We start from the raw sequence: 11,999 nt of genomic DNA, 5'->3' as shown, positions 1-11,999 counted from the left end.
AATAATTGATAATGGAAGCAGCAATACCTGGCCCGCCAAGCCAACCCAGGTATAAACAGTTAGATAGCTTACGGGGCCTGGCGGCCTTGTTTGTTTTTATCGGTCATTTTTGGGGCATTCAGTTCAGCATGTTTATTTTTAATGCGGTAAAGGCAACACCTTTGGGTGTGTTATATAATGGCACATCGGCGGTCATGTTTTTTTTTGTGTTGAGTGGTTTTGTAATAAGCTTACCCTTTGTTAATGCACAAAAAACCCTGTTTTTAACCGCCTTTTATGTAAAACGAATTTTCCGCATTTACCCCGCCTTTATTTTTGCCATTTTGGTTTCGCTGCTGTTAAAACAGTTTTTTTTTGTACCCCACGGCATGATTGCTTTTTCGGAATGGATAAAAAGCTTTTGGACGTGGAACTGGGATGCCGACAGCATAGCGCAAACTTTAAAAACGCTGCTATTGATTGGGCCCGATTTTGACAGTAAATTGATAGACCCTCCGGTATGGTCATTAGTGATAGAGATGAAGATGTCTGTCATACTGCCCTTTTTCATCATTATCACTTCGCGCAACAGCGCAATTTTAAACGTGGGCCTGCTGGTTATCATCACCTGGCTAACCTATCAGTACGATTCGTGGGTGTTTAGCGTATTTTATATGGGCGTAGTAATGGCTAAATATAAAGATTACCTCCTATCAAAAATTAGCACCTGGCCCGTAATTGGCGTAATTGCCTCCCTTTTGCTTGCTGTACTATTGTATAACAACAACCTCGAATTATTACCGCTCGATAGGCATTTAATATCTCACCCCATATCGGTTTTAAGCAATTACCTCATAGCCGTTGGCAGTTGTATTATAGTAATAATAGTGATAGCCAAACAAAAATTAACCCGGTTTTTTGAGCATCGGGCATTAACTTTTCTGGGCGATATATCGTATAGTTTTTACCTCGTACATATGCCGGTGCTTATTGCTGTAAGCTCCATATTTTCAAACCGGTTTACGTACAGCCTGGGTTATATTTTCGTTATAACGCTTGCACTCTCGGTAACGCTGGCGCACCTGATGTTTGTTTTTATTGAGAAGCCCTTTCAAAAAATGGGGGCAAAATTAGTAGCCAGATACCCGCTTTTAAATGCCGTAAATATTGGCGCTAATTTAAAGGAGTAAAGGTGGCAAACACATCGGCAGCTTCCGCTAAGGTATTTAGCGGTACGTAATCGCAAACTTCGGCAAAGGCGGTCCAAATTTCATGCACGCCGGGGTTACTGTGCGCCTGTTGTATGGCATCGGCACTTAACCACTCAAAAACTTCAATAATGGTACCGTCGGCTGTTTCAACTATAATAGGTTGGCGCTGGGTAACCAGGCCCAGTTTATCCAGGTTAGGCACATGGTTGGTAACCAGTGTTTTTAATTCCTGGCTTTTACCGGGCTTGGGTTTATAAGCCACTATAACCAGGTTGGCGGGTTGCTGGTTCGTCATAAGTTTATCGTTTAAAAACATAAAACTACTTATTTTAAAAATGAATTAAAACCTGTTTGTTAATCTGCCGTTAATGATAGGAGATAAAAGATTGTATCATGTCGAAAAATGTAGCCGATCAGTTGGTTGAAATGTTGGTAGATGCCGGTGTTAAAAGAATTTATGCCGTTACCGGCGATAGTTTAAACCAGGTTAATGATGCCGTTAGGCGAAACGGCAAAATTCAATGGATACATGTTAGGCACGAAGAAGCCGGTGCCTACGCAGCCGGTGCCGAGGCCCAGCTTGAAGGAATTGCCTGTTGCGCAGGCAGCAGTGGCCCGGGCCATGTGCATTTGATAAATGGTTTGTACGATGCCCACCGCTCGGGCGCGCCGGTAATTGCCATAGCATCAACCGTGCCCAGCTTTGAGTTTGGTACCGATTATTTCCAGGAAACCAACACCATTAAATTGTTTGACGATTGTAGCTATTACAACCAGATTGCCACCACGCCAAAGCAGTTTCCGCGCATGTTGCAAACTGCCATACAACATGCTTTACATAAAAAAGGTGTTGCAGTGCTGGGCCTTCCCGGCGATTTAACCATGCAAACTGCCGAAGAAAGCCCCACCGGAACCAAGATTTTTAAAAACGAAGCCACCATAAGGCCAACCGATGCCGACCTGCAAAGCCTGGCCGATTTGCTGAATCAACATCAAAAAATAACCATTTTCTGCGGGATAGGTGCCAAAGATGCTCACGACGAAGTGGTTGAACTTGCCGGAAAACTGAAAGCAACTGTTGGCTATACTTTCCGCGCAAAAATGCATATCCAGTATGATAACCCTTACGAAGTTGGCATGACGGGCCTTTTGGGCCTGCCTGCCGCTTACCACAGCATGCACGAATCGGACTTGCTGTTGTTGCTCGGTACCGATTTTCCGTATACGCCGTTTATGCCCGTTGATTGCAAAATTGTACAGGTAGATTTAAAGCCCGAACGCATTGGCCGCCGCGCCAAAGTTGACGTTGGCCTTTGCGGCGACGTTAAAGATACTTTGACTGCTTTGCACTCGCTGTTACACCGTAAAGAGGATGCCAGTTTTTTAAAGGCGCAGCTAAAAGTATATGCCTATGTAAAAGAAAAAATGCAAACCTATATTAAGGATGCTGGCCGCAAAGGTGCCATCCATCCCGAATATCTGGCTTCGGTAATTGATAAGCAAGCTAATAACGATGCCATTTTTACCGTTGATACGGGCATGAGTTGTGTATGGGGGGCGCGGTATATTAACGCAACAGGCAAGCGCGTTATGCTGGGTTCGTTTAATCATGGGTCAATGGCCAACGCTATGCCGCAGGCCTTAGGCGCATCGCTCACCTATCCGGATAGGCAGGTAATTGCCCTTTGCGGCGATGGTGGAATATCTATGCTGCTTGGCGATATGGCAACTATTGCACAGTATAACCTGCCCATTAAAATTGTGGTGTTTAACAACCGCTCGTTAGGTATGGTAAAGCTTGAAATGGAGGTAGCCGGCCTGCCCGATTGGCAAACCGAGATGGTAAACCCCGATTTTGCCGCCGTAGCCAAAGCCATGAACATAAAAGGTGTAACCGTGAACGACCCCGATGATGTAAAACAAGCTATACAAGAAGCCTTTGCCTTTAACGGCCCGGTGCTCATTAACGTGATGACCGACCCTAATGCCCTTGCCATGCCACCCAAAATAGAGTTTGAACAGGTAAAAGGCATGGCCCTATCCATGACCAAGCTTGTATTAAACGGCCGTATGGAAGAGGTTTTAGATACCGTAAAGGCTAATTACAAACACTTGAAGGATGTGTTTTGATTATTGAAAAACTTGTCATTGCGAAGAATGAAGCAACCGCACGTAAGCATTTTCGCCCACTTTGCTTACGTGCGATTGCCCCGCTATCACTCGTACTAACAACAGTTGAGGGAGTTAAATCACATTCTGGTAATTATATAATTCCAAAAATTACGGTTCAGAAAAAAACGCCACGCTCATCTCGCAAAACTCCAAAAGCGGTTTAGGTAAAGTATCTTCGGTATAAGGGTGCGAGGCTCCAAAAACATGGTCGCCACCTTTCATTATTATCAGTTTGGCGTTTGGTTGCGCGGTGTGTAAATCTTGGGCGTGTTTAAGTGGTACGCTGGTATCTTTATCGCCATGAAAAATGAGCCAGGGTTGCGTTACCTTAGCCGCTTGTTTAATAATATCAAGGCGGCCCGGGTGTTGTTCCAAATCGTTTAGTATACCTACATGTAAAGGCATTTGCTGGTTGGTGCGCGCATTATTAACATACATTACACCTTGTAATTTCCATTGTGCCTCCGCGTTTTTAGCCCAAAGGTTGTAAAATACCGATATAGATGCAAAAGTTACCAACCTGGCAATCCGGCCATCCTCGGCAGCCTTTATAATACTAATGCCGCCGCCCATGCTGTGGCCAATTAAAAAAACCTCGTTGGCGGCAGGTATGGCTGTGCCGTTACAGGCAAAATCTATAACGGCCTTTAAATCGTCCAGTTCTATCGAGAAGGTATTATCTCCAAAAGCAATCAGGTCAACAAAATCAACAGGTTGGTCAGGCGTGGTTCCGTTGTGCGAAAAATTGAACTTCAAGTATCTAAAACCATGCGTTGCAAAATAATTGGCAACCATATTATGCGTTCCCCAATCTTTAAACCCCTTAAAACCATGGGCAAATATTACCAAGGGAGCTTTGGGGTTAGCATCGTTAAAGGTAAGGTCCATCAGCATGTTGCGGCCTTTGGCACCGGGTATGGTATAGGTTTCTTTTTTTATCATAAGGTATTAACTAATTTATCGGCGATTATAGCATCTCTTTTTACAACTATAGTATCAGCAAAAAGGTCGCCTATTCTTTGGTGTTTATCTGTTTTTAAAATGCAAATAATAGCTGGTAAACCCCATATAAAAATATCTAATGGATCGCAAAGTCTACGTTTAAAGGCATCGGCAAAGCTAATTTTGCTACCGGTTACTTTGGTTACTTTCAATTTAAAAACATCATGTCCGGGTGTAGCTCCATATATGGCTTCAAGGCCAACAAAATAAACCAGCCAAAATAAAAACAAGGGGAGGGCGGGTAAGCCTGTAACGGTCGAGGTGCCTGGGCCTGTTTCTTTACCAACCAAAGTAATATAAAAGCAAAAAAGAGTTATATATATCCCATAGTCAATAAGAGTAGCAAATATTCTTAACTTTAAATAAGGTTTAGTGGCTACAAAGTCGTGATCCATGTCCATGTAAATGATAAGCAAGTTAACCATTCTTATTTATCTAGCATCTTTCCTCAGTTATTATTTACCAACCCACCATGCCCAGGCTATAAGTACCGCCTGCAAGGGTAGCCTTATTAAGGCAATGGCCCTGGTAACGGTAAGACCGCCCATTTTCATGGGTGCATTTTGCAGCATGTAAATGTGTACGGGCATAAAAGCTATCAGCATTAAAATAATACCCCAGGCGGCCAGTTGCCGTGTAGCGGGGAATATGAGCATTAGGGCAAAGGTTATTTCAAAAACGCCGGCAAGCATGTTGAGCAGTTGCGGGTAGGGCAAATAGGGTGGTATAATTTTGATATATCCATCGGGACTGCGGAAGTGGTTTGCGCCCGCAAAAATGTAGGCAATTATCATAATTACAAGGCATGTTGTTTTAATTGTCTGCATAGTATAATATTTTGTTTTGGCCTGTTGGCTTTGGATATATTTACGTTTATTTATGCCCCAATAGTGCAAACAAACTGCGTTTAGGCTTAGTTTATAACCATTCTAAATTGAAGTTGTTTGACAAAGTGTTGACATTGCATCGTTGTGGGGATATTACTTTTGTGGGGTCTTATTTAAACTGTTTTGAAGTATCTAAAAATTATAGCTTTTACGCACAAGCAGATCGAACTGAAAGAACTGGGTAAACTGGTTATTTGTCAGGAAAATCTCACTCCAAAACTTCAACAGCTCAAAGCTGAATTTCAAATTCCGGAGCTTTTTTACCTGGCTACCTGCAACCGTGTTGAGTTTGTAATGGCAACATCGCATGCCGTTGATAAAGACTTTACCGAAAAATTTATTGAAGCCCTGCAAATTGGTATTTGCGACGGGTATATGAAAGCTTTTTTAAGCGGCGTATCTATCTATCAGGATCAGGAAGCGCTTAATCATTTACTCCGAATGTCGTGCTCGCTCGAAAGCCTCATCGTTGGCGAAAAAGAAATACTGGCCCAGGTGCGCAAAGCATACGAAAGCTGTAAAGAAGCAGGCCTTACCGGCGATTACCTGCGAATGGTGATGAGCCGCGTGGTAAAAACAGCTAAAGAGGTTTACACCGATACGCTGATAGCACGCAAACCAATTTCGGTAGTATCATTAGCCTATCGCAAATTAAAAGACCTTAAACTTTGTACCAATGCCAGGGTATTAATTATTGGAGCCGGCGAAACTAACCGCAATATTTCAAAATACCTTCAAAAACATAAATTTTCAAACTTCTCGGTATTTAACCGCACCTTATCAAAAGCGCAGGCATTGGCTGCCGATTTAGGTGGCGAAGCCTTTGATTTACACGAATTGAAAAACTTTAATCAGGGTTTTGATGTAATTATTACCTGTACATCGGCCGTGAGCCCTATTATAACACCCGAAATTTACAGTACACTGCTTAACGGCGAAACCAACAAAAAAACAATTGTTGATTTAGCCATCCCTAACGATACCGCTCCCGAGGTATTGGAGCAGTTTCCGGTAAACTTTATCGAGGTACACTCGCTTAACGAGGTTGCTAAAAATAACCTGCAAGAGCGCTACCAGGAACTGGTACACGCCGAACGCATTATTGAAAACAACATAGGCGAGTTTTTGCCCCTGTTAAAGCAACGCCAGATAGAGTTAGCCATGCGCCAGGTTCCCGAAAAAATTAAGGAAATAAGGCACAGAGCATTAAACTCCGTTTTTGCCGACGAGGTAGAAACCCTGGATGTACAAAGCCGCGAGGTACTAGAAAAAATTATGGACTACATGGAAAAAAAATACATTAGCGTACCTATGGTAATGGCTAAAGAAATTTTTGTGAACAATACCCATAATTAACAACCAGGTTTAGTTAATAGTACTAAGTATTTAGTCAAAAGTTAGATTATTCTCTTTTTGACTTAGAACTTAAGACTTGGGGCTAAAGACTCCGTTATTACACGATTAACATTACACCAGGTTTAGTTTATTTTAAAAATTTCCGAACATTTTTTCTGCGCTATATTAGTAGTATAAAAACCGCTGATATGTACGAAACCGTTACTGTTGACGAAGCTTTAAAAAGGGGGCATCGCATTGTTAATTTGCCTGTTACTTTTATTATGGTAGGTGTAATGTGCCTAACAGCTTACATGTTTGTTCAATTTCAACCACCCGCATATTTTATATTTATAGGGATAGTAGCCAGTTTTATTTTGGCTTGGTTGTATTGGAGTGTAATGATAACGCGCTGGCGTATATGGGCATTTGAAAATGTAAGCAACGTAAACGAACTAAAAAAACGTGCGGTAAAAGAGAAATTGATTTGGAAAGATGGTAGTTTTTTTGAAAAGACAGAAATACGTACCGCCGCCGACAAAAGAAAGCTAAATAGCTTGCAATATAAATTAGCCCAACCGGATGTTTTTATTGAAGATTATTCAGTTGCCGACGAAACAGAAATTCACTATTCAAAAAAGAAAACACTTGGCGAAATTATATTAGGTATTGCAATGGTATGCGGCAGTACTTACTTTTTTATTGAACCAGACACTCATTTTTTAGGGGCAGCAATAATTGTAATAGGTTTATTTATCACCTATTTTGGCATCAAAAAACATAAAAATAATACACCTCGAATTGTATTGAGCAACAAAGGAATTAGAACATTCGAAATCCCTTTTTACGAATGGGGTGAAATATATAATGAAGACGTAATAGCGGTACAAACCGGTAAAACAAGGCACCATTATTTTGTTTACGATAACCCATCAGGGGCGAAACGGCTTGATATTGGCGATCTCGACATTGATAGGCGCAAGCTCGAAAGCTTATTAAGAATATATAGAGGGCGCAGTAATAAAAATATTCCTCAGTACTAATTTATTGTTTAGTCAAACTATCTTCACATTAAAACAAAAATTGCGCTTAACTCTATTTAAAAGTTAAATTTGCGTTGCAAAAAAAAAATAAAAATTGGATCGGAAACTCATTATTGGTACGCGTGGAAGTGACCTGGCTTTATGGCAGGCAAATTTTGTTAAGGATAGGCTGGCTGAAAAAAATATTGAAGCGGAGCTTAAAATTATTAAAACCATGGGCGACCGTATACTGAATTTAAGTTTTGATAAGCTTGAAGGTAAAGGTTTTTTTACCAAAGAACTTGAAGAAGAATTATTGGAAGGCTCTATAGATATGGCTGTGCATTCGCACAAAGATTTGCCTACCGAAAACCCTCCGGGGCTTATCATAGCGGCAGTTTCTGAAAGGGAAGACCCTGCCGAACTTTTGCTGATATTGAAGGATTGTGTTGATGTTCATCAAAAACTATCGGTTAAATATGGTGGCATTGTTGGTACTTCGTCTAATCGCCGCAAGGCGCAACTGCTGGCCATAAGGCCCGATTTGGAAATTGAAGATTTACGGGGCAACGTGCCAACACGCATTGGCAAATTGCGTAACGAAAGTTACGATGCCATAATGATAGCCAAAGCCGGCGTTGTACGGCTGGGCCTTGATTTGAGCGACCTGCATGTTGAAGAACTTGCCCCAACCGAACTGATACCCGCACCCGCACAGGGCGTTTTAGCCATACAAATACGCGAGCAGGATACCGAACTTTTTGAGGCTCTGCAAGTATTACACCATGCAGATGTTGCCCAAGAACTTGCCGTTGAGCGTAAGTTGCTCCAGTTATTTGGCGGGGGCTGCCACCTGCCTTTGGGCTGTTATTGCCGCAAGAACGATGGTGTTTACCAGGTATTTACCTCTAAGGCCGACGAAGGCGAGGCCTTTCCGGATAGGTTATATTTAGAGAGTGATACCACCGAGGGTTTGGCCGAAAAAATTGTGCCTTATTTTGATAAAAACCGCCAGTTTGTTAAATCGGTTTTTATTTCGCGCGACCTGTCCGACCAAAGTTATTTCCGGAAGGCTGTCGAAAAATTGGGGATAGCAGTTGAGGCGCGCTCGTTAATACGCACCGTGCCCGTTATTACCAAGCTCGACCCCTATATTTTAAAAAATGTTGACTGGATATTTTTTACCAGCAAAAACGCGGTTGAATACTTTTTTGAGTTAAAACCCCAGTTCTCTAAAAACGTAAAATTTGGGGTTATGGGTAGCGGATCTGAAAATACGTTACGCCGCTTAGGTGTTTTAGCCGATTATACCGGCGAAGGCATTGACAGTGCCGATGTAGCAACCGAATTTGCTAAACTGGCAAACGGTACTACCGTGCTTTTCCCTGGTGCCGAAAGCCCTATGCGCAGCATACACCAGGCTTTATCTGCCGATACCAAAATTATCGACCTGCCCGTTTACGAAACCGTAGCACTCGATAATATTAAAAAAACCTATGCCGATATAGTTGTTTTCACCAGTCCATCAAATGTTGATGCTTATTTTGTAGATAATTTGATGGAACCAAATCAAAAAGTGATTGCCATTGGTAAATCAACAGGCAAAAAGTTCGACGAAATGGGTATACCATACAAGCTGCCGTTTTCGCCCGATGAAGTGGGTTTAGCCGAAGCTGTATTTGGGATGTAGGCCCCACCCAACCCTCCCCGGTAGGGAGGGCTATTGAAAAATAAAAATAAGTGATAAATAAAAAGTCTCCCCTACCGGGGGAGATTTAGAGGGGGCTTTATGCTACAACGACCAAGAAGAAACAGGAAAAGTGAGGTAATACGCCAAATGGTTCAGGAAACGCATATTAGCGCAGCTAATTTGATATTTCCGCTCTTTATTATTGATGGCGCTAACAAAAAAACGGAAGTTGCATCAATGCCGGGCATCTACCGTTATTCTATCGATAATTTGTTGCGCGAGGTTGAGGCCTGCGCCAAATTGGGTTTAATGTCTTTTGATCTGTTTCCAAACATCGAAGAGGCATTAAAAGATAAATATGCAACCGAAAGCCATCGCGAGCAAAGCTTATACCTGCGCGCCATACGCGAAGTGAAAAAGAATTTCCCCGAAGTATGCGTTGTAACCGATGTTGCAATGGACCCATACAGTAGCGACGGGCACGATGGCCTTGTTGAAAACGGCGAGATATTAAACGATGAAACGCTCGAAATATTAGGCAAAATGGCCCTTGCCCATGCGCAGGCAGGCGCAGATATTGTTGCCCCGTCGGACATGATGGATGGCCGGGTAGCTTACATCCGTAACGTACTCGACGATCATAAGTTCAGCAACGTATCCATTATGTCGTACTCGGCCAAGTATGCCAGTGCATTTTATGGCCCGTTTAGGGATGCTTTAGAGTCGGCACCTAAATTTGGCGATAAAAAAACCTATCAAATGAATCCCGCCAATCAGCGCGAAGCATTAATAGAAGCCAATTTAGACGAAGCCGAGGGTGCCGATTTTTTAATGGTAAAGCCCGCATTGGCTTACCTTGATGTAATTAAATTACTTAAAGATAATACCGAACTGCCCGTTGCAGCGTATAATGTAAGTGGCGAGTATGCCATGGTAAAGGCCGCAGCCCAAAATGGTTGGCTCAATGAGCAGCGTACCACGGTTGAGGTATTAACCAGTATACGCCGCGCAGGTGCAACAGCAATTTTAACCTATCACGCCAAAGAGGTTTTGGTTAACGGGTGGATTTAAAAGAGGTAAAAGCTTAAAGGCGAAAGCTGAAAGGTTTTTTGAAACGGTTGACAATAATACGATTATAAAACAGGTAAAAGCTTAAAGGCGAAAGCTGAAAGGTTTTTTGAAACGGTTGACAATAATACGATTATAAAAGAGGTAAAAGCTTAAAGGCGAAAGCTGAAAGGTTTTTTGAAACGGTTGATAGTAAACGATTATAAATATTACAAGAGGCGCCTTTTAGCTTTTAGCTTTCAGCCTTTATCCTAAAAAGCATGTTCGATTCATTTAAAAAGATATTTTCGGGAAATGAGGGTGATGTACCGGTAACCACAACAGGCAAGCCGGATATCAGCAGGGAAAAATCTGCCGAATTATTTGAGAAAGCAAAAACGTATTTCCCAGGCGGTGTTAATTCGCCGGTAAGGGCATTTAAATCGGTTTACGGTACGCCGCTGTTTATTCAAAAGGGCGATGGCTGCCATATTTGGGATGCCGATGGTAACCAGTTTATTGATTTTTGCTGTTCGTGGGGGCCACTTATTTTGGGCCATAACAATGCCCGCGTGCGCGAAAAGGTAACCGAGGTAATGCAAAACGGCATGTCGTTCGGTGCGCCAACCGCCTTAGAAAACGATTTGGCCGAACTGATATTAAAAAACAACAAGTACCTCGAAAAAATACGTTTCGTAAGCTCGGGTACCGAAGCCGTTATGTCGGCAATACGCTTGGCACGCGGTTATACCAAGCGCGATAAAATATTAAAATTTGAAGGTTGCTATCACGGCCATGTTGATGCATTGCTGGTAAAGGCCGGTTCGGGCCTGGTAACTTTTGGCGAAACCTCATCGGCAGGCGTGCCAAAATCTTTTGCCGATGAAACCATTGTTGTGGCTTTAAACGACAGGGAAGCCATAAAAAAAGCATTTGACGAATTTAAGGATCAGATAGCTGCCGTAATTATTGAGCCCATCCCGGCCAATAACGGTTTGCTTTTGCAGGAAAAAGAGTACCTGCAATTTTTGCGCGAAATTTGCACCCAAAACCAAACCCTGTTAATTTTCGACGAAGTAATATCAGGTTTCCGTGTTGGTTTTGAGGGAGCCGCAGGCTTTTACCAAATTAAGCCTGATATGGTTACCTACGGCAAAATTATTGGCGGTGGTTTACCGGTAGGCGCCTACGGGGCATCAAAAGAGGTAATGAGCAATATATCGCCCGAGGGGCCAGTTTATCAGGCAGGTACGTTATCGGGCAACCCGGTTGCTATGGCTGCAGGTATAGCGCAATTAACAGAATTATTGAGGCTGGGTTTTTACCGGGATTTGAACGGAAAAACACAGGAGTTTACCGAGTCTATCCAGCGGTTTGCCACCGCGCGCAGTTATAAATTTAAAGTGTTTAGCGTAGGCTCCATATTTTGGTTTGCCTTTACCGATAAAGAAAGCATCCGTAGTGCCGAAGAAATTGAGGCATCCAGCATGGAAAAATTTAAATTAATGCACCGCGAATTGTTAAACCGTGGTATTTATTTGGGGCCATCGGGCTACGAGGTAGGCTTTATTTCGGCGGCACACAGCAAAGTTGAATTAGAGAAAGCAAAAAGGGCTATATTTGAAAGTTTAGATTTGGTATTCAAAAAGTAAGC

11 protein-coding genes are annotated in these 11,999 nt (G+C 42.5%); 7 read left to right on the top strand and 4 right to left on the bottom strand.

Annotation, left to right across the window (positions count from 1 at the left end; genetic code table 11):
• The first annotated feature begins 11 nt into the window (after positions 1 to 11).
• Entirely contained in the window at positions 12 to 1,169 is a 1,158-nt protein-coding gene (locus BDD43_RS25860; protein WP_121201100.1) for an acyltransferase family protein, read from the top strand.
• On the opposite strand, the gene BDD43_RS25855 is transcribed toward BDD43_RS25860, so the two are convergent.
• Positions 1,153 to 1,485 (bottom strand): hypothetical protein, encoded by a 333-nt coding sequence (locus tag BDD43_RS25855; RefSeq protein ID WP_121202130.1) that lies wholly within the window; start codon positions 1,483 to 1,485, stop codon positions 1,153 to 1,155. The two genes, BDD43_RS25860 and BDD43_RS25855, sit on opposite strands and share 17 nt — an antisense overlap.
• Positions 1,486 to 1,583: 98 nt before the next feature.
• Here BDD43_RS25855 and BDD43_RS25850 point away from each other — a divergent pair, with 98 nt between their 5' ends.
• Positions 1,584 to 3,320: a thiamine pyrophosphate-dependent enzyme gene (locus BDD43_RS25850; protein WP_121201098.1), complete on the top strand. Its 1,737-nt coding sequence runs from the start codon at positions 1,584 to 1,586 to the stop codon at positions 3,318 to 3,320.
• A gap of 150 nt (positions 3,321 to 3,470) precedes the next feature.
• Here BDD43_RS25850 and BDD43_RS25845 read toward each other — a convergent pair whose 3' ends face one another.
• The 3 genes from BDD43_RS25845 to BDD43_RS25835 are packed head-to-tail and all read right to left on the bottom strand — an operon-like array spanning position 3,471 to position 5,191.
• A complete protein-coding gene (locus tag BDD43_RS25845; protein WP_121201096.1) occupies positions 3,471 to 4,304 on the bottom strand; it encodes an alpha/beta hydrolase family protein in 834 nt (277 codons plus the stop codon).
• Positions 4,301 to 4,789 (bottom strand): RDD family protein, encoded by a 489-nt coding sequence (locus BDD43_RS25840; protein WP_121201094.1) that lies wholly within the window; start codon positions 4,787 to 4,789, stop codon positions 4,301 to 4,303. Before BDD43_RS25840 ends, BDD43_RS25845 begins: the two co-directional genes overlap by 4 nt.
• Before the next feature lie 30 nt (positions 4,790 to 4,819).
• The gene (locus BDD43_RS25835; RefSeq protein ID WP_121202129.1) at positions 4,820 to 5,191 is read right to left on the bottom strand and encodes a DoxX family protein; all 372 of its coding nucleotides are present in this window, start codon (positions 5,189 to 5,191) and stop codon (positions 4,820 to 4,822) included.
• Between the two features lie 183 nt (positions 5,192 to 5,374).
• Between BDD43_RS25835 and hemA the strand changes: the two genes are divergently transcribed.
• The 5 genes from hemA to hemL all read left to right on the top strand — a co-directional run bounded on the left by hemA (position 5,375) and on the right by hemL (position 11,997).
• Positions 5,375 to 6,607: a glutamyl-tRNA reductase gene (hemA, locus tag BDD43_RS25830; protein WP_121201093.1), complete on the top strand. Its 1,233-nt coding sequence runs from the start codon at positions 5,375 to 5,377 to the stop codon at positions 6,605 to 6,607.
• A gap of 188 nt (positions 6,608 to 6,795) precedes the next feature.
• The gene (locus BDD43_RS25825; RefSeq protein ID WP_121201091.1) at positions 6,796 to 7,629 is read left to right on the top strand and encodes a hypothetical protein; all 834 of its coding nucleotides are present in this window, start codon (positions 6,796 to 6,798) and stop codon (positions 7,627 to 7,629) included.
• A gap of 94 nt (positions 7,630 to 7,723) precedes the next feature.
• Positions 7,724 to 9,298, top strand: coding sequence for a hydroxymethylbilane synthase (hemC, locus tag BDD43_RS25820; protein ID WP_121201089.1), 1,575 nt, complete (start codon positions 7,724 to 7,726; stop codon positions 9,296 to 9,298).
• Positions 9,299 to 9,397: 99 nt separating this feature from the next.
• Entirely contained in the window at positions 9,398 to 10,369 is a 972-nt protein-coding gene (gene hemB, locus BDD43_RS25815; protein ID WP_121201087.1) for a porphobilinogen synthase, read from the top strand.
• A gap of 257 nt (positions 10,370 to 10,626) precedes the next feature.
• Complete coding sequence (hemL, locus tag BDD43_RS25810; RefSeq protein WP_121201085.1) at positions 10,627 to 11,997, top strand: glutamate-1-semialdehyde 2,1-aminomutase; 1,371 nt, start codon at positions 10,627 to 10,629, stop codon at positions 11,995 to 11,997.
• The last annotated feature ends 2 nt before the right edge of the window (positions 11,998 to 11,999 follow it).

The organism is Mucilaginibacter gracilis, from assembly GCF_003633615.1.
Lineage (GTDB): Bacteria > Bacteroidota > Bacteroidia > Sphingobacteriales > Sphingobacteriaceae > Mucilaginibacter > Mucilaginibacter gracilis.
The sequence above is the reverse complement of the archived record's forward strand: the minus strand, read 5'-3'. Positions and strand labels throughout refer to the sequence as shown.